25 protein-coding genes are annotated in these 24389 nt (G+C 31.6%); 22 read left to right on the top strand and 3 right to left on the bottom strand.

The annotated features are described in order from the left end of the window. Positions 1-3: 3 nt before the first annotated feature. Positions 4-1398 (top strand): GGDEF domain-containing response regulator, encoded by a 1395-nt coding sequence (locus HNP65_RS04700; protein ID WP_184619166.1) that lies wholly within the window; start codon positions 4-6, stop codon positions 1396-1398. Beyond that, entirely contained in the window at positions 1391-2881 is a 1491-nt protein-coding gene (locus HNP65_RS04695) for a M50 family metallopeptidase (protein ID WP_343043466.1), read from the top strand. Before HNP65_RS04700 ends, HNP65_RS04695 begins: the two co-directional genes overlap by 8 nt. Positions 2882-2909: 28 nt before the next feature. On the opposite strand, the gene HNP65_RS04690 is transcribed toward HNP65_RS04695, so the two are convergent. Continuing rightward, on the bottom strand, positions 2910-3263 hold the full coding sequence (locus HNP65_RS04690; protein ID WP_114702203.1) for a hypothetical protein: 354 nt from the start codon (positions 3261-3263) through the stop codon (positions 2910-2912). Between the two features lie 12 nt (positions 3264-3275). Beyond that, positions 3276-3965 carry a 16S rRNA (uracil(1498)-N(3))-methyltransferase gene (locus HNP65_RS04685; RefSeq protein WP_343043465.1) on the bottom strand — a complete coding sequence of 230 codons (690 nt, stop codon included), beginning with the start codon at positions 3963-3965 and terminating at the stop codon, positions 3276-3278. Between the two features lie 88 nt (positions 3966-4053). Between HNP65_RS04685 and leuS the strand changes: the two genes are divergently transcribed. Next, complete coding sequence (gene leuS / locus HNP65_RS04680; protein ID WP_184619164.1) at positions 4054-6531, top strand: leucine--tRNA ligase; 2478 nt, start codon at positions 4054-4056, stop codon at positions 6529-6531. Between the two features lie 12 nt (positions 6532-6543). Further along, positions 6544-7551, top strand: coding sequence for a peptidyl-prolyl cis-trans isomerase (locus HNP65_RS04675; RefSeq protein ID WP_184619163.1), 1008 nt, complete (start codon positions 6544-6546; stop codon positions 7549-7551). 73 nt (positions 7552-7624) lie between these two features. Here the strand turns inward: HNP65_RS04675 and HNP65_RS04670 are convergent, their stop codons facing one another. Continuing rightward, positions 7625-8935: an alkaline phosphatase gene (locus HNP65_RS04670; protein ID WP_184619162.1), complete on the bottom strand. Its 1311-nt coding sequence runs from the start codon at positions 8933-8935 to the stop codon at positions 7625-7627. A 182-nt stretch (positions 8936-9117) separates the two neighbouring features. Here HNP65_RS04670 and mtnA point away from each other — a divergent pair, with 182 nt between their 5' ends. The 18 genes from mtnA to rsmA are packed head-to-tail and all read left to right on the top strand — an operon-like array spanning position 9118 to position 24385. Beyond that, positions 9118-10158, top strand: coding sequence for an S-methyl-5-thioribose-1-phosphate isomerase (gene mtnA / locus HNP65_RS04665; protein ID WP_184619161.1), 1041 nt, complete (start codon positions 9118-9120; stop codon positions 10156-10158). Positions 10159-10163: 5 nt separating this feature from the next. After that, on the top strand, positions 10164-11444 hold the full coding sequence (serS, locus tag HNP65_RS04660) for a serine--tRNA ligase (RefSeq protein WP_184619160.1): 1281 nt from the start codon (positions 10164-10166) through the stop codon (positions 11442-11444). Positions 11445-11470: 26 nt separating this feature from the next. Beyond that, positions 11471-13312 carry a 1-deoxy-D-xylulose-5-phosphate synthase gene (dxs, locus tag HNP65_RS04655; RefSeq protein ID WP_343043464.1) on the top strand — a complete coding sequence of 614 codons (1842 nt, stop codon included), beginning with the start codon at positions 11471-11473 and terminating at the stop codon, positions 13310-13312. Next, positions 13287-13616 (top strand): Asp23/Gls24 family envelope stress response protein, encoded by a 330-nt coding sequence (locus HNP65_RS04650; RefSeq protein WP_004104284.1) that lies wholly within the window; start codon positions 13287-13289, stop codon positions 13614-13616. Before dxs ends, HNP65_RS04650 begins: the two co-directional genes overlap by 26 nt. Positions 13617-13632: 16 nt before the next feature. Beyond that, complete coding sequence (locus HNP65_RS04645; protein WP_126993143.1) at positions 13633-15246, top strand: DAK2 domain-containing protein; 1614 nt, start codon at positions 13633-13635, stop codon at positions 15244-15246. A 9-nt stretch (positions 15247-15255) separates the two neighbouring features. Further along, the gene (locus HNP65_RS04640) at positions 15256-15663 is read left to right on the top strand and encodes a SoxR reducing system RseC family protein (protein WP_184619159.1); all 408 of its coding nucleotides are present in this window, start codon (positions 15256-15258) and stop codon (positions 15661-15663) included. Beyond that, the gene (locus tag HNP65_RS04635; protein ID WP_184619158.1) at positions 15660-16430 is read left to right on the top strand and encodes an alpha/beta hydrolase; all 771 of its coding nucleotides are present in this window, start codon (positions 15660-15662) and stop codon (positions 16428-16430) included. Before HNP65_RS04640 ends, HNP65_RS04635 begins: the two co-directional genes overlap by 4 nt. A 4-nt stretch (positions 16431-16434) precedes the next feature. Then, complete coding sequence (fliW, locus tag HNP65_RS04630; protein WP_184619157.1) at positions 16435-16872, top strand: flagellar assembly protein FliW; 438 nt, start codon at positions 16435-16437, stop codon at positions 16870-16872. Positions 16873-16882: 10 nt separating this feature from the next. Beyond that, positions 16883-17104: a carbon storage regulator CsrA gene (gene csrA, locus HNP65_RS04625; protein ID WP_126993139.1), complete on the top strand. Its 222-nt coding sequence runs from the start codon at positions 16883-16885 to the stop codon at positions 17102-17104. An 18-nt stretch (positions 17105-17122) separates the two neighbouring features. Then, positions 17123-17404 carry an Asp-tRNA(Asn)/Glu-tRNA(Gln) amidotransferase subunit GatC gene (gene gatC, locus HNP65_RS04620; RefSeq protein ID WP_184619156.1) on the top strand — a complete coding sequence of 94 codons (282 nt, stop codon included), beginning with the start codon at positions 17123-17125 and terminating at the stop codon, positions 17402-17404. A 9-nt stretch (positions 17405-17413) separates the two neighbouring features. Further along, positions 17414-17863 (top strand): SsrA-binding protein SmpB, encoded by a 450-nt coding sequence (smpB, locus tag HNP65_RS04615; RefSeq protein WP_126993137.1) that lies wholly within the window; start codon positions 17414-17416, stop codon positions 17861-17863. A 15-nt stretch (positions 17864-17878) separates the two neighbouring features. Next, positions 17879-18601, top strand: coding sequence for a deoxyribose-phosphate aldolase (gene deoC, locus HNP65_RS04610; RefSeq protein WP_184619155.1), 723 nt, complete (start codon positions 17879-17881; stop codon positions 18599-18601). A 4-nt stretch (positions 18602-18605) separates the two neighbouring features. Continuing rightward, positions 18606-19721: a glucose-1-phosphate adenylyltransferase subunit GlgD gene (gene glgD / locus HNP65_RS04605; RefSeq protein WP_184619154.1), complete on the top strand. Its 1116-nt coding sequence runs from the start codon at positions 18606-18608 to the stop codon at positions 19719-19721. Positions 19722-19732: 11 nt separating this feature from the next. Next, the gene (locus tag HNP65_RS04600) at positions 19733-20971 is read left to right on the top strand and encodes a glucose-1-phosphate adenylyltransferase (protein WP_184619153.1); all 1239 of its coding nucleotides are present in this window, start codon (positions 19733-19735) and stop codon (positions 20969-20971) included. Positions 20972-20983: 12 nt separating this feature from the next. Further along, positions 20984-21973 carry a DUF4899 domain-containing protein gene (locus tag HNP65_RS04595; RefSeq protein WP_184619152.1) on the top strand — a complete coding sequence of 330 codons (990 nt, stop codon included), beginning with the start codon at positions 20984-20986 and terminating at the stop codon, positions 21971-21973. Positions 21974-21985: 12 nt separating this feature from the next. After that, positions 21986-22984 carry a 2-C-methyl-D-erythritol 2,4-cyclodiphosphate synthase gene (locus HNP65_RS04590; protein ID WP_184619151.1) on the top strand — a complete coding sequence of 333 codons (999 nt, stop codon included), beginning with the start codon at positions 21986-21988 and terminating at the stop codon, positions 22982-22984. Between the two features lie 13 nt (positions 22985-22997). Further along, positions 22998-23603 (top strand): hypothetical protein, encoded by a 606-nt coding sequence (locus HNP65_RS04585; protein WP_184619150.1) that lies wholly within the window; start codon positions 22998-23000, stop codon positions 23601-23603. Further along, complete coding sequence (rsmA, locus tag HNP65_RS04580) at positions 23600-24385, top strand: 16S rRNA (adenine(1518)-N(6)/adenine(1519)-N(6))-dimethyltransferase RsmA (RefSeq protein WP_184619149.1); 786 nt, start codon at positions 23600-23602, stop codon at positions 24383-24385. The genes HNP65_RS04585 and rsmA overlap by 4 nt, the downstream gene beginning before the upstream one ends. Positions 24386-24389: the final 4 nt, after the last annotated feature.

Below are 24389 nucleotides of genomic sequence, written 5' to 3'. Positions count from 1 at the left end.
GTTATGAATAAAAAGGTATTGATAGTTGATGATAGTAAGTTATGGAGAGAATTCTTAAGAAGTATAATTGAAGGTTTTGGGTGTACAGTAAAAGTTGCAAGTGATGGTTTGGAAGCTATAAATAAATTTTTTGAATTTATGCCTGAAATAGTTATAACCGACTATATTATGCCTAATATGAATGGAGTACATTTGACTAGGTTTATAAGATCATATCCTCAATTTAAAAATGTTGGAATAGTTATTTTAACTGCTGAAAATGAGTCTATAAACCCATTTTGGGCAAAAGAAAGTGGTGCAAATTTATTTTTGCAAAAGACTTTAGATAAGGAGAAAATTATTGAAAAACTAAAAAAATTTTGTGAAAGAGGTTATACGATAGAATGGTCTATGGAATTTTATAAAGTTAAAAAAGAACCATATGGAGAGTTAGTAGATCTTCTTGAAGAAAGGCTTCGAAATGAAATTATTATTTCGGAAGTTTTTGGTTTGCTTCAGTATATCGAAGATGAAGAGTATCTTTTGAACAAATTCTTTAATATAGTTGTTAGTTTTTTTGATCCAAGGTCAATTCATGTTCTTTTAATAACTTTAGCTGAAGGGCGAATATATAGCTGTTCAAAAAATAATGAAAAATTTTCTCTTGATAATGTTAAAGAAAAACTTTTCGAAAATTTGAAAAAACCAGTAACTCCATCAAAATGGAAGTATGTTGGCAATTTTTCAAAAGATGGGAGGTCACTAAATAACATAAAAAGTTTTGTTTTGGAACATAATGGTATTGAGCAAGGAGTAATTTTGTTTGAAAATGTCGAAAAGGATAATGATTTCAAAAAATATTTAAATGTTGCATTAGAACCTTTAGGATTAGTTTCAAAAATTTTGAATGATTTTTCAGATTTTAAAATTAAAGTTGAAATTGATAATTTAACACAAGTGTTTAATAAACAGTTTATTATTTCAAAATTGAATGAACTTTTGAAAATGCATAGAAGGCAAAATTTACCGCTTTCGGTTGTAATGATTGATATAGACGATTTTAAGAAAATAAATGATACTTATGGGCATGTAAAAGGAGATGAAGTTTTAAAACAATTTGCAAAATTGATCAAAGAAGGACTCCGTGAAAGCGATTATTTGGGAAGATATGGTGGGGAAGAATTTTTAGTTATATTTCCTGCAACAAGCTGCTTTGATGCAAAAAAGGTTATGGAAAGAATTTTGGATAAAGTTAACAAGTACAACTGGAAAGAAGAACTTGGAATAGAAAAAGTTACATTTAGTGCAGGTGTTTGTTGTGACCTTTCAAAAACAGTACTTGGTCTAATAAATATGGCTGATGAAAAACTTTATAGAGCAAAGAGAAATGGTAAAAATCAAGTAGTCGGAGGTGAGTAGTATTTTAATAACCATTATTTCATTTATTTTGGTTTTCATGTTTGTAGTTATAGTTCATGAGTTTGGACATTTTTTGTTTGCAAAGATTTTTAAGGTTTCGGTCCTTGAATTTTCAATTGGTTTTGGACCAGCTATTTTTAAGAAAAGGTTTGGAGAAACTGTCTGGAAGATAAATATAATTCCCTTTGGTGGATACGTTAGATTAAAGGGTGAGGATTTTGATGAAAGTGAGGAAGATGGGCTTTATGCAAAACCAGCATGGCAAAGGCTATTAATAGCATTTGCTGGGCCTTTATTCTCTGTTTTGGCTGCATATATACTTTTTATACCTATAGTATTAAATTGGGGTGTTCCTGCTGTAACAATTGGGAAGGTAATAGAAAATTCACCTGCTCAAGAGTGTGGCCTTCAACCCGGAGATGTTATTTACAAGATCAATGGTAAAAGGATATTCGATTCTTATGAAGTCACAAATACAGTATCAAAGGGAAAAGTTGTAAAGATGGAAATTTTAAGAAATGGAGAAATAATTAAAAAAGAAATTCCTCCTAGAATTTCTCCACCTGAATACATTTTTTTGTTAGATGATGTGAAAGGAGATATAAATGGGAAAATAGTAAAAATAAATGGTTATAAAGTTGGAATTGATTTAAAACTTGAAAGTGGTACTTTTGTAGAACTTGAAGATGAGTTTGGTAATACAATTTCTGGGGTATTAATTCAATATTCTTATGTTCCTGAAAGACCAACAATTGGTTTTTATTATGCTGGTTTTAAGCCAGTAATTGAAAAAGATATGCAACCGTTTAAAAAAGGAGATATCCTTTTAAAAGTGAATAATAGAGAGATTGATGATTATATTTCTCTTGTTAATGTTATAACTGCCTTAAAACTTTCAGAAAATCAGGTGTATATAGATATCTGGGGACAGCAAATAAGAGAAAAAATTGTACCTTTAGGCAATGATTTAAATGTACTTGTATCAAGAAATGGAAAGGAAATTGTTTTGAATTTAGACAAAAAAGAGTTTTTAGATATAGTTTCAGCACCTGGATTTTTCAAGCAAGAAAGTTATGTTATTAAACCAAAGAACTTTTTTGATGCAATCTCGCTTGCAATTGCAAGATGTAATTCAGCTGCAATATCTATATGGAAGGCATTTGGAAAATTGTTTACAACAGGGCAAGGTGTAGAACAAGTAGCAGGTCCTATAGGTATTGCAGTTATAGTTGGTGAAGCAGCAAAAGCGGGATGGGAAACTATTTTAACGGTGGTAGCATTATTTACCCTTAATCTGGGAATATTTAATTTATTACCTCTTCCTGCACTTGATGGTGGAAGGATAGTATTTTCTCTGATTGAGATTATTTCTAGGAAAAAAGTAAATAGAAAGGTTGAAGCAATAGTTCATACTATAGGATTCTTTATATTGATGGCTTTAGCATTTTATTTTATGTTTGCTGATTTTAGCAGGTTCTTTTAATAAAAATGAGCGGCTTAGCCGCTCATTTTTATTTCTTTAGATTAAAGTAGTCAGTATTTTCGTCGTGCTCGATTTTTAAATATCTATTTTTTGCAGCTTCAAAAATTCTTTCAATAATTGCATGTAAATCACTATCTTTGAATTTTTCCAACTTTTCTTCCAACTTTTTAGAAAATTCGTAATGTTCACCTTCAAATTTTATATCTTCTTGTGAAAATTCATTAAATTCAGGGTCGATAGAAGAAAGTAATTCCAATAATGTGTTAATAAATACTTCTCTAACATCTGATTTTCTTTTGGCGTTGGCTAATTTTTCACGATATGAAGGTTCAATTTCATGTTCATATTTTACAAATGAGATGATCTTTTTGCCTTTTTCCATAAAATCCCCCCTTTAAATTTTGTTGAGTGCAATTGCAAAATAGCTCAAAGCAACAAATGCTGCAGTTTCAAAACGCAAAATTTTATTTCCCAAACGTATTGCATTGAAATTTGAAGACAGAAAGTCTAGTTCTTCTTTTGAAAAACCACCTTCTGGGCCAACTATTATTGAAACATCGCTGGCAATATTGGCTGGTAATTTTTGACCGTTAAAATCTAGAAAATAGGTATTTTTGGTTGCATAGTTTTGAATGTTTTTAAAATTAATAAAATCTACATTTGGAAAATGAAACCTTACACATTGTTTTGCACTGTCTCTAATTACCATATTTATTTTTTCTACTTTATCTTTATAATCTCTATTTGAAAAAGCAGTTTTTGTTATATAAATATTGTCTACGCCAAGTTCTACAGATTTTTCAATAAGCCATCTAAGACGCTCCCATCTTGACGCTGGTGCAAAAAGGTTTAGAATAGTTTTTTCATTGTTTTCTATATATTTAGACTCGAGAATCTCTCCAAAAGATTTCTTTTTTCCAATTTGTGTGATTTTTACTTTGTAGTAATATCCTTTTCCGTCTGTACATTCAATTATATCACTTTCTTTTTTTCTAACTGTTTTAAAATGAACAGTTTCATGCTCATCGAAAATTAGATATTTATCTTCTTTTATTCCAAAAAATAGATTTGGCAGTTTTATCACCTCAATTAGATTATACTACATTATTTGTTAACTATTGCTATTTGTAGTATAATCTTAATAAAACAAGATTAAGTAAGGAGGGATTTGTGTGAAAGAATATATTCCAAGTCAGATAGAAAAAAAGTGGCAAAAAGTATGGGAAGAAAAAAAAGTATTTGAAACACCCCAATATTCTGAGAAACCAAAATTTTATGATCTAGTAATGTTTCCATATCCTTCAGGGACATTACATGTTGGCCACGTGAAAAATTATGTTATTGGCGATATAGTTGCAAGGTATAAGAGAATGAAAGGTTATAATGTTTTACATCCATTTGGTTACGATGCATTTGGTCTTCCTGCTGAAAATGCCGCTATTAAAAATAAAATTCACCCCGAGGTTTGGACTTTTAAGAATATAGAGACAATAAGGAACCAAATTAAAAAGATAGGAATAAGTTATGATTGGAAAAGGGAAATTGCAACTTGTACAGAAGATTATTACAAATGGACTCAATGGTTGTTTGTCAAAATGTATGAAAAAGGACTTGCATATAAGAAGAAAGCAGCAGTTAATTGGTGTCCAAGCTGTCAAACAGTGCTTGCAAATGAGCAAGTTGTGGATGGTAAATGTGAAAGATGTGGTACAGAGGTTACTTTAAAACATCTTGAGCAATGGTACTTTAAGATAACTGATTATGCCGAAAGGCTTTTAAATGATTTAGAAAAGCTAGAGGGATGGCCTGAGAATGTAAAGACAATGCAAAAAAATTGGATAGGAAAAAGCACAGGTGCAGAAATTGATTTTAAAGTTGATGGTCTTGATATGAGCATTAGAGTATTCACCACAAGACCTGATACAATCTGGGGAGTAACCTTTATGGCTATTGCTCCAGAATCACCACTTGTAGAAACGCTTGTAACTGAGGATAGAAAGAATGAATTAGAAGAATTTTTGAAAAAGGTTTCTTTGGAAGATAGGTTTAAAAGAACAAGCTTGGAAGCCGAAAAGGAAGGCTTTTTCTTGGGAAGATATGCTATAAATCCTGTTACTGGAGAAAAAATTCCTATCTATGTTGCAAATTATATATTGTATGAATATGGAACAGGAGCAATTATGGCAGTGCCTGCACATGATCAAAGAGACTTTGATTTTGCAAAAAAATACAATATACCTATAAGGATAGTTATTGACAATCCTGAAAATCCAATAGATGTAGAAAAAATAGAAAAAGCATACGAAGATGAGGGTATAATGGTAAATTCTGGACCATTTAATGGAATTTCAAGCAAAGAAGCAATTGAAAAAATAATAGATTATCTTGAGGAAAAGAATATTGGAAAAAGAAGTGTTCAATATAAATTGAGGGATTGGCTTATCTCTAGACAAAGATATTGGGGAGCACCTATTCCAGTTGTTTATTGTGAAAAATGTGGTACAGTAGCTGTTCCTGAAGAACAACTTCCAGTAAAACTTCCAAAAGATGTTGAATTCTTACCAACTGGACAATCACCACTTTCATTGGATGAACAATTTTTGAATACAACATGTCCAAAATGTGGTGGCCCTGCAAGGCGAGAAGCTGATACAATGGATACGTTTGTGGATAGTTCATGGTATTATCTAAGATATGTAAATCCAAATCTTGAAGATAAACCTTTTGAAAGCAAGGATGTTAACTATTGGCTTCCAGTTGATCAATACATAGGTGGTGTGGAACACGCGGTTTTGCATCTTTTATATTCAAGATTTATAACTAAAGTCTTGCATGATATGGGATATGTTGATTTTGATGAGCCATTTACGAACCTATTTACACAAGGAATGATTTACAAAGATGGATGGAAGATGAGTAAATCTAAAGGAAATGTAGTATCTCCAGATGACATGATTGAAAAATATGGGGCAGATACACTCAGAACATACATATTGTTTATGGCTCCACCAGAAAAAGATGCAGAATGGAGCGATGCAGGAATAGAAGGTGTCCATAGATTTTTAAAGAGACTTTGGAATAATATTTATTCCGTGCTTGAAAAAATTAAAAATGTTAGTGCAGAAAGAATAGAATTAAAGAATAAGTTAGAAAAGGATTTAAGAAGGAAATTACATCAATCAATTAAAAAAATAACGGAAGATATCGAAGGTGGATTTAAATTTAATACGGCAATTGCAGGATTAATGGAATTAAACAACAGTTTTTCAGATTATTTGAATAAGACTGAAGAAAAAGATTTAAATTTACCTCTTTTGAGGGAATTGGTTGAAAAGCTTGCCCTTATACTTTCACCATTTGCTCCACATATGGCTGAGGAGATTTGGCATGACCTAGGCAATGACACATTAATTGTAAATGAAGAATGGCCAAAGTATGATGAAAAGGCTTTGGAAGTTGATGAAGTAACTGTAATTATACAGATAAATGGCAAAGTTAGGGGAAAAATAAACGTTGAGGTTAATGCAGATGAAGAAACAGTAAAAAAGATTGCTTTTAAAGAGCCAAAGGTATCTTCATATATAGAGGGAAAAGAAATAGTAAAGGTTATTTATGTAAAGAATAAGCTACTTAATATCGTTGTAAAATGAGGAGGAGATTGTATGAAACGTTTTTTACTTTTACTTTTACTTTTGGTTGTTTTTTCAGTGATGATTTTTTCCGAGGAACTTCCAGCAACATCAACTGTTGCAGTTGTAAACGGTGAGACTATTACGCTTGAACAATTAAATAGAGCTGCAGACGTGCAAAAACTTATGATTGGTATAAGTCAGGTGGATCAAACGTTTTTTAATGTTTTATCGAATACAGAAGAGGGTGTAAAAGTAATATTAAGATACAAAAGAGTAGTTTTAGATGATTTAGTAAATAAGTTGTTAATAGTACAGTTTGCCCAAAAATATGGAGCAAGACCAACTGAGGAAGAAGTAAAAAATGTAGTCGACAAACAAATATCAAACTATTTAAACCAACAGGGAATTGATGAAAAAACATTTGATATGTATTTGCAGTATGCAAATATGGGAACTTTAGAAGATTTTAAAGAAAAGATGTATTTTGAAACGCTTGTTAATCTATCACTTGAAAAACTTTTTAATGTGGTTACAAAAGATGCAACAGTTTCTGATGAAGAATTGAAGGATTACTATCAAAAGCATATTGATGAGTATTCTACACCAACACAATATACTCTAAGCTTAATAGCTTTTGACAATGAAAAAGTTGCAAATGCTGCAAAAACTAAGATAGTTTCCGGTGAAACGTTTAATGGTGTTGCAAGTGAATATGGAATTTCTCATTTTAAATATGAAAATATTGCTGAGGATACTACTTTCCCAGATAAGTTATGGAACTATATAAAGAATGCACCACAAGGTGCATTGTTGGGCCCAATAAATGTAGATGAAAAATATTACATCTTTAAAGTAGAAAAAGTTATCCCAATGCAATCTAAAAAATTTGAAGAGGTAAAGGAAGAAATTTCAAATGTGGTTTTGTCTGAAAAGAAGAAAAATTTGTGGGCCAACTTTATTGACAGTGAATTTAGTAAATTTAAAAACGAAAGTACAGTTGAGGTTTATTATAAAGTTGATGTAGAACAGAAAAATTAATAGTTAGATGAAAAAAATAACCCCCAAAAATTTGATTATCTTGGGGGTTATTTTTTACCTAACATTTACTTAATTAATGTCTACCCGATACTGGTAATTGATAGGTTGGGAATGTAAGTGGATATCCTGCAAGCCTTGCAATAATTCTTGGTATTTCAGTGTTGTCTATTAATCCTTTAAAGTTATCGGCACCTTGTCCAAAGGCATATAGTGCAACAGGGGCGCCTGTGTGATCATATGTGGTCCAACCAAGGTGTGCTTTTTTACTTACTAATCTTCCTATTACATTTGAAAATGCATAATATGAATTTCCTTGTTCTTTTACTAGAGAGTTGAAAAGCTCTAAATCTTCATCAGTTAACTCTAATTGATAGTATTTTTTAATGAGCTCTTTTAATTTATTTTTGTCTTTATTTGACTCTTTTGATATAAAATCTGTGTTTTTACTAAATTTTCTTATCATTTCAACATCAAAGTAATATCCGCCGCTTGAAAGGCCGAGGCCTCCGGTTTCATGATCTGCTGTTACAATAATTAAGGTATCTGGGTTTTGTTTTAAAAATTCCATAGCAACTTTGAATGCTTCTTCAAATTCTATTATTTCTTTCCAAACACCGTATGGATCATTTCCATGTGCTTCCCAGTCTATTTGTGAGCCTTCGATCATTAAAAAGAAAGGTGAATTATCTTTTGCCAGTACTTCAAGGGCTTTTTTTGTCATCTCAGAAAGTGTTGGTTCATTTACCCTATCAGTATACGCTGGTAAATGGCTTGAATTGAAAAGTCCTATTACTTTTTTTCCGTTGTAATTAAGTAATTCTTCTTTTGTTGTAATATAATCAAATCCTTTTTCTTTTGCCAATTTAATTAAATCTTTTCCATCACTTCTTTTTCCGCCAGTTGCTACAAAATGTCTCCAGCCGCCACCAAACGCAACTGTTATAGAGCAGTTAACTAATTGTTCTGCAAGAGTATTTTCATCCTTTCTTGAATTCACGTGGCCATACACTGTGCCTGGGGTTGCGTGAGTAATTCTTGATGTTGCTATTATTCCAATTTTTACACTGTGTTTTGCTGCAATTTCCGCAATTGTAGGAACAGTCGTGCCATCTGGCAATATGCCGATCATTCCGTTGTTAGTTTTAAAACCAGTAAAAAGTGCAGTTCCAGCAGCTGCTGAGTCCGTAACATTACTATTTGCAGAATGTGTAGTTACTAGTGCAATATTTTGGGTTTTCATAAACTCTAGAAGTCTTCCTTCAAGATAGCTAGCAAGAATTGCATGGTTAATCCCCATACCATCTCCAATCATGTAGATAACGTTTTTTACAGAAAATGAAAATACAGAGACTAGTAAAAGCAATATAAGTAAAAGTTTTTTCATAAAGCTCCCTCCCTTTTTTTGAAATTAAGCAAAAAACTTTCTAGATTGGGCTTTGTTATTTTATCTTGTTTATTTTCATCAAAAGTTTAAAACATACATTTTATTTTACTATTTAGAAATATTTAGTTATTTTAAGATATGATATAATTAAATAATAGATAAAGTGAAAAGGAGGTTTTGATATGAAATTAAAAACTATGACTATGGAATGGACGGGAGATGAATTGATTCTAATTGATCAGAGGAAAATACCACTTGTTGAAGAGTATGTTAGTTGCAAGTCATATAAGGAAGTTGCTGTAGCTATAAAAGATATGGTTGTAAGAGGCGCTCCTGCTATAGGTGCTTCTGCAGCTTTTGGATATGTTCTTGGAGCAAGAGAAATGTTTGTTGAAGATTTTAATGCATTTGTTAAAAAAGTGGAAGAAGTAAAAGAAGTTTTAGCAAATACAAGACCTACAGCGGTTAATTTATTTTGGGCTTTAAATAGAATGGAAGATTCGTTAAAGAAATATGGAAAAACAGAAGGTGTTTTAGAATATCTTGAAGAAGAAGCTATGAATATTGCAAAAGAAGATATTGAGGTAAATAAGGCAATTGGTAGATATGGTGCAGAACTTTTAAAAGATGGAGATACTGTATTAACTCATTGTAATGCAGGTGCACTTGCAACGGTTGATTATGGTACAGCTCTTGGAGTTATAAGAGCGGCTGTTGAGCAAGGAAAGAAGATAAAAGTTTTTGCTGATGAAACAAGGCCATACTTGCAAGGGGCTAGACTTACTGCTTGGGAATTGATGAAGGACGGTATAGATGTAACATTAATAAGTGATAATATGTCTGGTTGGTCAATGAAACTTGGTAAAATAAACGCAGTAATTGTTGGTGCAGACAGAGTAGCTGCAAATGGTGATGTTGCAAATAAGATAGGAACTTATATGGTTGCTGTTTTGGCAAAAAGGCACGGAATTCCTTTTTATGTAGCTGCGCCAACAAGTACAATTGATTTGAATACAAAAACTGGTAAAGATATTCCTATTGAAGAAAGAAAGCATACAGAGGTTACACATTGCGGTGGAAGACAGATCGCACCAGATGAGGTAAAAGTGTTTAATCCTGCATTTGATGTTACAGATGCAGAGCTTGTAACTGCAATAATAACGGAAAAAGGCGTAGTTTACCCTCCTTACGAAGAAAATTTAAAAAAGTTGTTTGAGGAGTGATTAAAATGATTGATGTTAAATTATTAAGAAAAAGTCCTGAAATATTTTATGATGCTTTAAAGAAAAGAAATATGGAAACAGAAATTATTGACAAAATTTTAGATGTAGATAAAGAATGGAGACAACTTGTTGCGAAGGTAAATGAATTGAAAGCAAAGAGGAATGAGTTCTCTAAGCTAGTTGCAAAAGCAAAGGCTGAAAAAGATAATGAAAAAGCGAGTAAATTAATAGAAGAAAGTAAGAAAATAGGAGAAGAGATAAAGAAAATAGAAGAGCAAGAAAAAAAATTAGAAGAAGAAATGCAAAATTTAGCATTGAATATTCCAAATATTCCATCAGAAGATGTTTCGTTTGGAAAAGATGAATCGGAAAATGTCGAAATTAGAAGATGGGGAGAGCCTAGAAAGTTTGATTTTGAGCCTAAAGCTCATTGGGATCTTGGGCCTGAACTTTCAATGATGGATTTTGAAAGAGGTGCAAAATTAAGTGGTTCAAGGTTTACAGTTTTGTATAGTTATTTAGCAAGACTTGAGAGAGCCTTGATTCAATTTATGCTTGATGTTCATACAAGAGAACATGGATATACAGAAGTTTGGGTACCACAACTTGTTAAGAGAGACGCAATGCTTTGGACTGGTAAACTTCCAAAATTTGAAGAAGATGCATATCGTATTGAAAAAGATGATATGTTTTTAATTCCAACAGCTGAAGTTCCACTTGTGGCACTTCATGCCCAAGAAATTCTTTCTGAAAAAGATCTTCCAATAAAATATACAGCGTATTCTGCATGCTACAGAAGAGAAGCAGGAAGCTATGGAAAAGATGTTCGTGGAATGATTAGACAACATCAATTTGATAAGGTAGAACTAGTATGGATAACAACTCCTGAAAGATCCTTTGAGGATCTTGAAAAATTAACACAGGATGCAGAAAGGATATTACAGCTTTTGGAACTTCCTTACAGGGTTGTTTCTTTGTGCAGTGGTGATTTAGGATTTGTTTCTGCAAAAACTTATGATATTGAAGTGTGGCTTCCATCTTACAATTCCTACAAGGAAATTTCTTCATGCAGTAACACTACAGATTTTCAGACAAGAAGATCGAATATAAGGTACAGAGGAAGTGACAATAAATTGCATTATGCACATGCACTTAATGGATCTGGACTTGCCGTTGGAAGAACTTTGGTGGCTATTGTTGAAAACTATCAGAACAAGGATGGAAGTATAACTGTTCCAAAAGTTTTAGTTCCTTACATGGGAGTTGAGAAAATAGAAGTTAGATAATTTTTTCAAATTAAAGAGGTGATTAAGTGGATTATATTTCTTATATAAGAAGAATGGATTACGATGAGTTAGATAATTTTGCAGAGCACATAAGAGAATATATTATAGATGTCATATCAAAAAATGGTGGCCATCTTGCGTCAAACTTAGGTGTGGTTGAGCTAACTCTTGCACTTTATAGAGTTTACAACCCCTATGAAGATTTCATTATTTGGGATACAGGGCATCAAACTTACACTCACAAGTTGTTAACTGGAAGATGGGGTTTGTTTTCAACTATTCGAAGATTTAATGGTTTGAGTGGATATACAAACATTTTTGAATCTCATGTTGATAGATTTGGTGCAGGGCATGTCGGAACGGCTATTTCTGCTGCACTAGGAATTGAGCAGGCATTGCGATTAAATAATAGCAGTGCAAATGTAGTAGTAGTTATTGGTGATGGTGCTCTAACCTCTGGTCAATCACTTGAGGCATTAAATCAAATTAAGACTTTAAATTCGAAGATAAAAATAATTGTTAATAATAATTCTATGTCAATATCAAAAAATGTAGGTGCGCTATCTCACCTTTTTGACAAGCTTAGATCAAGTAAAGTGTATTTAGAAACCAAAAAAACTTTAAAAAAATCTGTGAGTTTTGAATTAAAGAATGAATTGAAACGGATAAGAGATGCTATAAAGGTTTCAATTAGCGGAGAAGATTTCTTTGAGGGGCTTGGGTTGAAACATTTTGGACCTGTTGATGGGCATAATTTGAAAGAACTAGAAGAAGAATTAAGACGAATTAAAGATTATGATTATCCTACAATACTAACTGTTAATACAGTTAAAGGTAAAGGTTTTGAAAATTCAGAAGTTGATCCTGAAAGTTTTCATAGTGCGGGTAAATTTGATGTTTCATCGGGAGTTTTCATAAAAAATAAGGGAATAATTTCGTATAGTGAAGCATTTGGTAAAATGTTAACTAAAATTGCAGAAAAAGATGAAAAGGTTGTGGCAATTACCGCTGCCATGAAGAGTGGAACGGGTTTAACTGAATTTGCAAAAAGATTTCCAGAAAGATTTTTTGATCTTGGAATAACAGAGCAAATGTGTGTCACATTTGCTGGAGGAATGTCTACTTTGGGTTTTAAACCTGTTTTTGCTGTGTATTCTACCTTTTTGCAAAGAGGGTTTGATCAAATAATTCATGATATAGCTCTCCAGAATCTCCCAGTAATTTTTGCAATTGACAGAGCTGGTGTAGTGGGTGAGGATGGGCCAACTCATCATGGAGTTTTTGATATTGCATACTTGAAAATGATTCCAAATATGAAGATTTATGCACCGATGGATATTCAAGATTTGCTTAATATAATGCATACTATTTTTAAGTTTAATATAGATGGACCGGTTGCAATAAGATACCCACGTGATTATGAATTTGGGAAATTTGAAGAATTATATGATAAAATAAGATTGGTTGATCTGGATAAATGGCAAATTTTAAATGAAGGAAAAGATATTGCTATTATTGCAACTGGATATCCTACAAAATCAGCACTTTCCGTTGCAGAGAGGAATGGATGGACTTTAGTGTATGCAAGGTCGGTAAAACCAATCGATGTGGAAACTTTAGGTTGGGTTTTTGAAAATCACGAGGAAGTTTTTTCCATCGAAGAAGGAGTTATAAATGGTGGTTTTGGAGAGTCTCTGAGCAGGTATGGAGAGATTAGAATATTAGGAATTGAAGATAGATTTGTACCACATGGAAGTAGAAAAGAACTTTTAAAACTGCTAAAGCTTGATGAAGAGGGGATTGAAAATCAGATAAAAGGTATTGTTGAAAGGAGGAAGAATTATGAAGATTCAAACAGAACTTGGTGAACTTGATATTACGTTAAATGCAATTAGAAAATTAGTATATTTTGCAATTTTAGAAACTTACGGTCCCGTAAGTATTTCTTCAGATAGCTGGTTTTCAAAACTACTGAGTAGTGAGGAAAGTAGAGTTAAGATTCAAGAAGATGAATTTGGACACGTTAAAGTTGATGCTTATGTAGAATTGGAATATGGTACAAAAATTTCAGAGGTCGGAAGGAATATTATAGAAAATGTGAAACATAAACTTCAAAATTTAGCTGGCTGTGAAAGTGTTGAAGTAAATGTCCATGTTATAGACGTGAAATAGTAAGGAGGGTTATACATTGGATAAAATAACAGCCAAAGAGCTGAAATATTTATTTATGAAAGGTGCAGAAAATCTTTTAAAACATAAAGACGAGATAAATGCACTAAATGTTTTTCCGGTTCCAGATGGTGACACCGGGTCAAATATGTCATCAACACTTTTGGAAGGTTGTAAATATCTTGAGAGTGTGGAAGATGAAAGAGCAGATAAGATAATAGAAGCTATAAGAAATGGAACATTGATGGGTGCGCGAGGGAATTCTGGAGTAATCTTGTCGCAAATTTTTAGAGGATTTACAGATTACTTGAAAGGAAAGACTGAAATAACGATAGAAGATTTTGCATACGCATTTAAAAGTGCAAAAGAAGTCGCATATGGTGCAGTTATGAAGCCAGTAGAGGGTACTATCTTGACTGCTATAAGGTATTTGGCTGAGAATGTTGATTATTTAATTGACAGCAGTGATTTTAAAGAATTTTTTGAAAAAGTGCTTGAAGTTTTAGATAAGGCAGTTAAAGATACACCTAGTATGTTGAAAAAATTAAAGGAAGCAGGTGTTGTTGATGCTGGTGCAAAGGGATTATATTATATTGCTGAAGGGTTTTATAAATATATACAAGGCGAAAAAGAAATAGATTTGAATATAAAAACTACAACAATGCCAGTAGAAGAAATCAATATAATTCCTGAAGATTTAAAATTTCAATACTGTACCGAATTGATAATAAAGGCTTATGAGACTTTAGAAGCTGATAAGGAAGAGGAGTTAAGAAACTTTTTGTATGAAATTGGAGATTCAGTAGTATTTTTCGTTCAAGATAGTGTAATCAAGTTACATGTGCATACCAATAACCCTGGAAGTGTAATAGAAAAGTTCTTAACAGTTGGAGAATTGATGAAAGTTAAAATAGATAATATGAAAATGCAACATGAGCATTTTGTTTCAAAAGAAGTAGAACAAGAGAAAAAGAAAATAGGAATAGTAGCTGTGTCTCCTGGTGAAGGGATTTCAAGAATTTTAAAAGATTTAGGGGTTGACCAGATAGTTTTTGGCGGTCAAACAATGAATCCAAGTACTGCCGATTTGAAAGCTGCAGTTGAAAGTGTTAATGCCGAAAATGTGTTTGTTTTTCCAAACAATTCAAATATTATACTTGCTGCAAAACAGGTTGCAGAGACTGTTAAAGATAAAGCTGTATACGTTGTTGAGAGTAAGAATGTTCAAGAATGTATTGCAGCATTGATTAGGAATATTCCTGATGAAGAACCAGAAAAATTGTTTGAAGTTTTTAAAGAAGCAATTTTAGAAGTTGTAACTATATCTATTACTAGAGCGGTTAGAAATGCAAAATTGAAAGGTGAGAAGATAAAGAAAGATGAGTATCTTATCTTTTTAAATAATGATTTTTCAGTACATGATATGGATTTTAGAATTGCACTTGAAAAGACGTTTGAAAAAATTGAAGATATTGAAGATAGGGAAATTGTGACAGCAATAATTGGAAAGGATGCAACAGCAGTAGAAATTGATATTTTTGAAAGCTTTATTTCAAATATATATCCAGATTTAGAACTTGAAACATATGAAGGTGGGCAGGCGCACTATCCATTTTTAATTTTGATTGAATAAGGTGATAATATGAAAGAATTATTTACTATAGCAAAAGTAGATGAAAAATATATTTATCTTGAACGTGACACAAGTGCTTGTGGTTCATGTGCAATATCAGGTAGTTGTAATGTAAAGTCTGTAGAGCAATTAAAAGTGGAAAAAGATAATAAATTTGAGTATTTTCCTGGAGATTTTGTTATTTTAGATTTAAAATATCGTCCAGCTTTGCTTGCTTTTATTTTGTACGGACTTCCAGTGATACTTTTAGTTTTTGGGGTAGGTCTTGGAACGTATTTAAAACTTTCTGATTATTTTAGCTTTTTGATAGGTCTTTTATTTATGAGTGGGGCTTTTGCAGTGTTTAGAATTTGGGATAAAAGATATAAACCGAAAATAGTTGATGTTAGACATGTAAACAAGGGGGGAGTAGGTTGATATATTCGATTAAAAAAGGTGAACCTAGAAAGGGATGGGTCGTTGTAGTTCATGGACTTGGAGAGCATATTGGAAGGTATGAAAAATTAATTGATGGTTTAGCTGACAGGGGGTACGCTGTTCTTGGTTTTGACCTTCCTGGTCATGGAAAAAGTCCAGGAAAGCGGGGACATACATCTATTGAAGAGGTTATATCTGTAATAAATGATCTAACTAATGAAAATAACATTGAAAAGTTTCATATCTTTGGCCACAGTTTAGGCGGTCTAATTTCAATTAGATACACCCAAGAAAACTTACAAAGAGTCAGATCTTTAGTAGTTTCTTCTCCGGCATTATTTCTTTCACCAAAGTTTTCACAACTTTTACTTTTAAATTTATTTAGCATAATTTATCCAGCGCTTACGTTAAGAAATGGAATAGATCCAAAAGATTTATCCAGGAATGAGGAAGCTGTTGAGAAATATATAAGTGATGAGCTTGTACATGATAAGATAAGTATAAAACTTGCAAGAAGTTTATTAAAAAATGTAAAATTGGCCCATGAAAAAGTGGGGATTATTTCTGTACCGACTATGATACTTGTTGGTACTGCTGACAAAGTTACGCCACCACAGGGTAGCTATTTATTTTTCAATAATTTACAGCTTATGAAGGAAAATAAAAAATTAGTTAGATTTGAAGGCGCTTATCACGAAATATTTGAAGATAATGAATGGTCTGAAGAATTTTATTCTACGATCTTTGAATGGTATGAAATGAGGTGAAAAGTTGAAATATAATACTAGATTAGGGGAAATTGAGATAAATGAAAATGAAATAATAACTTTTGAAAAAGGGATTCCTGGTTTTGAGCACTTGAGAAAATTTTCTGTGATCTCATTAAAAGATACTTTGCCAATACTTTGGCTTGTATCTCTTGAGGATAAAAATATTTCACTTCCAATAATTGATCCATGGATTGTTGATAAAAATTATGAGATTGAGATTTCTGATGAAGATATAAAAGAGCTTGAGATAGAGGATAAGGAAAAAGTTGCTGTATGGGCTATTTTAACTATACCATCTGGGCACCCAGAAGATACCACAGTAAATTTAAGAGCACCAATAGTTATTAATATGGAAAAAGGAAAAGGAAAACAGATCATTTTAGACACGGAAAAGTATAAAATAAAACACAAACTTTCGGAGTTTTCTTTTCAAGAATGAGGTGATTTAAGTGCTTGTTTTATCAAGAAAAATAGGTCAGAGCATAATAATTGGTAATGATATAGAAATTAAAATCTTAAAGATAGATGGTGGAGAAATAAAGATAGGAATAGAAGCACCAAAAGATATTAAGGTTTTAAGAAAGGAATTATATGAAGAACTTTTAAAAGAAAATAAAGAGGCAGTAAAATTTGATATAAAGAATTTACCTGGATTTTTTAAGAAAAAATAGTACATGGAGGTGTTTGACTTGAAAATAGATGAAAAGTTGATTGAAGAAATTGCAAAATTAGCAAGACTGGAAATTGAAAATAAGCAAGAATTTATTAATGAAATGCAAAAAATAGTTGATTATTTTGAATTATTGAATAATGTTGATACAGAAGGTATTGAGCCAATGTATACTCCTCTAGAGTCTAGTGCATCTCTTAGGGAAAATGGTGTTGTTAATTTTGAAAATGTAGAAAGTATAAGGAAGAATTTTCCTGAAAGAGAAGGTAATTATCTAAAAGTACCAGGAATACACAAGTAGGTGAAGTATATGAAAGTAATAGCTACAAACAAAAAAGCATATTCAGATTACAATATTTTGGAAACATATGAAGCAGGAATTGAACTTAGGGGAACAGAGGTTAAATCTTTAAGAGAGTCGGGAGCGAATTTTAAAGACAGCTTTTGTCGAATTAAAAATGGAGAGGTTTTTCTTTTAAATTTAAATATTCCACAATATAGAAATGGCAATTTAAATAACCATGATCCAGAAAGACCTAGAAGATTGTTACTTCACAAAAAGGAGATTCATAGACTTATTGGTAAAGTTAAGGAACAAGGGCTTACCATAATACCTACAAAGATTTATTTTAACTCAAGAGGATTAGTAAAAGTTGAGATCGCTGTTGCAAAGGGAAAGAAAAAGTATGATAAAAGAGAAGATATTAAAAAGAAAGAAATTAATAGAAAAATAAATGAATATTTAAAAAGAAATAGGTAAAGGAGTGTGAAGAATATGGATATAAAAAAAATTGTGGAGGAAAAAATTAGAGAGTTTAAAGAAAGCTACAAGTTTGAATTAAAGAACATAGAAGTTAGAGATGTTAATAAGTACATTGAACATACAAACTTAAAGGCCACGGCAACTGAAGAAGATATTTTGAAGTTATGTCAGCAAGCAAAAGAATATAACTTTAGAGGTGTATGTGTAAATCCTTCGTTTGTACCTCTTGTTAAAAAACAATTAGATGGAACGGATGTTAAATTAGTTACAGTTATAGGTTTTCCGTTGGGAGCAACATCTACAAAAGCAAAGGTAGAAGAAACGAAAGTTGCAGTTGCAGATGGTGCTGACGAAGTTGATATGGTAATTCACATTGGCTACCTAAAACAAAAAAATTATGAGTATATTTATGACGACATTAAGGCTGTTGTTGAAGCTGCCAATGTGCCTGTTAAGGTTATTATTGAAACATGTTATTTGACTGATGAAGAAAAAGTAGCAGCATGTGTGATTTCTAAAGAGGCAGGCGCAGCATTTGTTAAGACATCTACAGGTTTTGGAACAGCTGGAGCAAAGGTTGAAGATGTAAATTTAATGAGATGGGTTGTTGGAGAAGGTATGGGTGTCAAGGCATCTGGTGGTGTAAAAACATATGAGGATGCAGTAAATATGATAAAGGCAGGTGCAAATAGTATTGGAACAAGTTCTGGAATTGATATAGTTAAAGGTAGGTGATATATTGAAAGTATTAGGCTTAATTCTTGCAGGAGGAAAAAGTGAGAATCTTGGAAAGCTAGTTTACAAACGTGCAAGTGCAGCCCTACCTATAGCTGGGAAATATAGAGCAATAGATTTTACTTTGAGTAACATGGTTAATTCTGGAATTATAAAAGTGGGAGTTCTTACACAATATAACCCTAGAAGTTTAATGGATCACCTTGGCTCTGGTAAAGAATGGGATTTGGATAGGAAAAAAGGTGGTTTATTTATTTTGCAACCTTATATAGGTTTTTCTGGTGAATATTGGTATAAAGGTACTGCAGATGCAATATTTCAAAATATGACCATACTAAGACGTGGAGAAGAGGATTATGTATTGATAGGCTCTGGAGATCATATTTACAAAATGAATTATAGCGATCTTTATATGTATCATTTTTCAAAAGGTGCGGATATAACTCTTATAACAAAAGAACTTGATGATACGTACGACATAAGTCAATATGGAAGTGTTATTGTAGATGAAAATATGAAAATTACTAAATTTTATGAAAAAGTAAAGAATCCGCCAACTAGAAGAGCATTTTTGGGGATATACTTTATCAATAAGCATCTTTTGATGGAGTTGCTATATTCGACGGTGCCTAATGGAGGAAATGATCTTTTACTAGATGTTATATTGCCTCGACTTGATGAACTTAATGTTTATGCATATGATTTTAAGGGATATTGGAGAAATATTAAAAAGGGTGTTGATGAATATTTCAAAATAAATATGGATATTATTAATGATAGAAATGTAAGGGAAGAATTGTTTTATCAAAATGGTAAAGTGTACACTAAATTAAAAGATTTTCCACCTGCAAAATTTACATCCAATTCAGAAGTTGTAAACTCTATAGTTGCAGATGGTAGTATTATTTCAGGTAGTGTGAAAAATTCTGTTTTGTTTAGAGGTACGGTTGTAAAGGCTGGTGCAAAAATAGAAAATTCAATAATTATGCAAGGTACTGTAATTGAGGAGGGTGCTGTTGTAAAGAATGCTATCCTGGATAAAGATTGCCATGTTAGAGAAGGTCAAGTTATAATTGGAGAAGATGAATTAGTAGTACTTGAGAAGAGGACTATAATATAGGGGTTGATAGCGTGAAGAATGTTGTTGCGCTTATTTTAGCTGGTGGTCAAGGTACAAGACTTGGAGTATTAACTGAAAAGATAGCAAAACCTGCCGTTCAATTTGGAGGGAAATATAGACTTATTGATTTTACATTAAGTAATTGTGTTAATTCAGGAATTTATAAAATCGGAGTTTTGACACAATATAAACCACATCTTTTGAATCAGCATATAGGAATAGGTAAACCTTGGGATTTAGATAGAAAAGATGGAGGAGTAACTATTTTACAGCCCTATTATACTGAAAAAAAGGGTGTTTGGTATAATGGTACAGCAGATGCTGTTTATAGGAATATAGAATTTGTAGATGATTATAATCCGGAATATGTTGTTATTTTATCAGGAGATCATATCTACTCAATGGACTATAATGAACTACTTGATTATCATAAAGCTAAAAGTGCACTTGCAACTGTTGCGTGTATGGAAGTTCCACTATCCGAAGCTAGTAGATTTGGTATAATGGTTACTGATCTTGAAAATAGAATAATAGAATTTCAAGAAAAACCTAAACAGCCTAAATCAACACTTGCTTCATTAGGAATTTATGTTTTCCAGTGGAGTTTTATAAGAGAAGCATTAATTGAAGATGCGAAAAATGATCAGAGCTCTCATGATTTTGGTAAAGATATCATTCCAAAGATTATTCAAACAGAAAGAGTTTTTGCATTTCCATTTGATGGTTATTGGAAAGATGTAGGAACAATTTATTCATACTGGGAATCTAACTTAGAACTCACAAGACCAATACCACCGTTTAACATTCATGATGAAAATTGGCGTATTTATACTCATTCTAAAGAAATGCCACCTGCTTACATAGCAGATAGTACAAAAGTTAAAAATTCACTGATTAGTGAAGGATGTGAAATTTATGGTGCGGTTTCAAATTCTGTTCTTGCGCAAGGTGTGGAAATTGGGAAAGGTTCAATTGTCAAAAATTCAGTTATAATGAGTAATGTAAGAATTGGTGAAAATTGCTATATTGAAAATGCTATAATTGCTGAAAATGTGGTAATTGGAGATTTTGTAAAGATTGGAGTTGGAGAATTTGCAGAAAGCAAATTAAATAAAAAGGTTTACAATTCAGAAATAACTGTTATTGGTATGGATAGTATTATTGAAAGTAAAGTTGAAATTGGTAAAAACTGTGTTGTTGGAATTGATAAGATTGTAAATAAGAATTTAAGTTCAGGTGATTATGTATAGGGGGTTTAATGAATGGACCTATATTTTGTTAAGGTAAAAGGAAGAAGTAAAGCTACTGCGGAAGAATTTGTTGGTTTTCTTTTTGGGAAAGCTAATAATGCTCCAGATTTTGATTTTTTAATGGTACCACTTAGATTTTCTGAGCAATTAGATGAGATAGACTTAAATGATAATATTTTAGATTTTAAGGAGAAATATAACAAGTTAAAAAATGAACTGATGAAAGAATCAGTCGTTGAAGATTTGACAATTTCTTTTAATTCATTTTTAAATACAATCTTTAATAAAAGAGGAAAAATTGCTATAGGTATTGAAATTACGGCTGCAGTAAAGGAAAATGACATGGAACTTTTGAAGGTTATTTTGACCGGTTTAATTGAAGAATGGTCTCCAAAACCTGACTTGGAGGTAGTAGCAGATGGTTTGACGCTGGAGGAATATTCGGCTTATAACGTTCTAGATATGAAAGAAGACTTTGAGGATGTAATTATAAGTGACTTGTATAAAAGATCTGATCTTGAAAAATTGCCAGAATTTTTTCCTGTTATTGATCCAATAAGTGGGGAATCAATTACTAAGTTTGACGTTGGAGATGTTATATATGTAGTTCCTGTGGAAATAAATAAATTGGAGGAAAAATTAAGAAAAAAATATCCGAAAAATTTTGTCGAAGACAATAAAGTCCTACCATTTCCTGCCAAAATTTTGGCTAAGGAAATGATTCCTACAAAGAAGGGATATTTGTATTTATGTAAAATAGACCTTGGTGATGAAATTTATGGAAAATTTGTAGTAAGTCCTTCATTTAAGTTATTATATGATGAGAATGTGTTAAGGGAAAAGCAAAAAAATACAGAAAAAATTTCAGAGCATAAAGTAAAAATAGTAAAACCTGCTAATGTAAATGTTCCTGGTGGATCTGAGCTTTTCTGGGCTTTTATAACCACTATGATATTCTCCGGACTTTTGATTATAATACTTTACTTTCTAAAGATACTATAGGAGAGTGTATAAATGAAATTTACAAAAATTAACGAAGACAATTACATAGATTGTGCAAGATTCATATATGAAGAAAAAAAAGAATACTTTGATTATTTGTTTAAAAAAGATGCCTTTGAAATAATTAAAAAGGCAATACTTTTTAATATTCCTCCTTTCTTAATGGAAAATTCACTTGTAATTGAAAGTGATGAAGGAAAAATTTTAGGTGTTCTCCTATATGCTTCTAAAAGTGCTTTTAGGCATAGATATGAAAAGTGGATTAAAATTTTAGGATTGAAAGTTTTGGGTACAGGTGTTAAATTAGCATCTATAATAGGTCAAATTTTGTTGAATTTTTCAGTAGATGATGTATATATCATTTCTCTTTCTGCACAAGATTTTTACTTGGAATATGAGCTTTTATATAGATTTGTAATATCACATGATTATAGTAGAATTTTGACGGATGTTACGGAAGAATTGATTGAAAAATATAAAAAAATGGGATTTGTTGTGGAAAAAGGGTTGGATGATAAGATATTTAGAATGCATAAAAAATCGAAGCTGAATATTGCAAGTGGAATAGGATGGGATACCCATCCTATTAAAAAGGATCGAAAATTAATTTTAGGTGGTATAGAGATAGAATCAGATATAGGACTTGATGGTCACTCGGATGCAGATGTTTTGATTCATAGTATTGTAGATTCCTTTGTGGGTGTTTCACTTAAGAAAGATATAGGTGAACTTTTTCCAGAAAAAGATGTTCCAAAAGGTATAAGTAGTGTTTTCATTTTAGAAAATGTTCTAAAGAGCATGAAAGAAAATGGTTTTTTCCCCGAGAGCGTTGACTGTGTGTTAATTACTGATTTTAGACTAGGAAAGTATAGAGCTGAAATTTCAAAAAATCTAGAAAAGATTATTAATTGTCCTGTAAGTATAAAATTTAAGACTGGAAATAGTGTATATCCAGAAACTAACCTCAAAGCAATGACTGCAATGTGTGTAAGCAATATTATATCTATTTAGGAGAGTGAATTGTATGAGAAGATTAAGCGTATTTTTGATTTTATCTATCTTTATACTTTCTTTTTCAAGTGTGTATAACATAAAAATTGGTGAAACATCATTCGGGACTTCTGTGCTGATTAAAGTTGACCCACAAACCTATAGAAGTATATCCACGATAGATTATGGAGTTGTCTACACAGTTGATGCTACAACAGTATATGATGGCTTATGGTTTAAAAATTATGTGGCTTCTTTTACCGTTGATGGAAGTTTTACTGGAATTTTAAAGGCGGAAAATGATGGAAATGAAATAAACTTTGTTTATGAGACTAGATATGGTTCAAAGACAAGTTATAAACTTTCAGGTGGAAAATTTGTTATACTTGATAATAATTTTATTTTGGCACATATTGAAAGGCTTTTAGAGTACCCAATACCTTATTTTAAGCTTGTTGTACCACAGTTAATTTTTAATCCTTCAAAGACAGAATTTGCAACTGGACAAGCGAGTTTGAAGAAAAATGGAGAAATTTTTGAAATAAAGTATAAAGACGAGAGTATAAAGATCAAATATGAAAATGGAAAAATAATAAGTCTAGAGTATCCCGGCTTTGTAAAGGTGGAGTTGAAAGAGTGAAAATTGCTGATTATTTAAGGCAATATAAATTAAACTTAAAAAAGTCACTAGGGCAGAATTTTCTTACAAATATGGAAATTGCAAAGAAAATAATAGAAAATGCAAATATTCAAACTGGTGAAACTGTTCTTGAAATTGGTCCCGGTGCTGGAACGATTACGGAACTTTTGATTAAAAAAGGAGCAAATGTTGTAGCAGTTGAAATAGACAAAAGATTAACTCCCATTTTGGACAGGTTTAATGAGTTTGAAAATTTTAAAATTTATTACCAGGATTTTTTAAAATTTGATATGAAGCTTCTTGGAGAAAATTTTAAGGTTGTTTCAAATATACCATATTCAATAACGGGAATGATAGTAAAAAAAATACTTTTTTCCAAGTTTTCAACAGCTGTTTTAATGGTTCAAAAAGAAGTTGGAGATAGATTATTAGCAAAGCCAGGTGAGGATAGAAGTTTTTTAACTGTTGTGGTTCAAACATTTACAGATATTGAGAAAGTATTACATGTTTCAAAAGGGAATTTTGTTCCACCACCTCAAGTTGATAGTGTAGTATTAAAATTTACTCGTAAGGAAAAAATTTATGAAAAGTACAATATAGAAGAATTTTGGAGTTTTGTATCAAAATGTTTTGAAAAAAAGCGAAAAACTCTTTTGAATAATTTGAAAGGTTTTGTCAAAAATTTGGACTGTTTTTCAGAGTTTGATCTAAAATTGCGTCCACAACAGCTTTCAAACGATAATTTCTTAAAACTTTTTGAAAAATATAAAGGGTGCAAATAGCATC

It is taken from the genome of Thermosipho japonicus (assembly GCF_014201655.1).
GTDB classification, from domain to species: domain Bacteria; phylum Thermotogota; class Thermotogae; order Thermotogales; family Fervidobacteriaceae; genus Thermosipho; species Thermosipho japonicus.
This window is presented reverse-complemented; position numbering and strand designations above follow the sequence as displayed.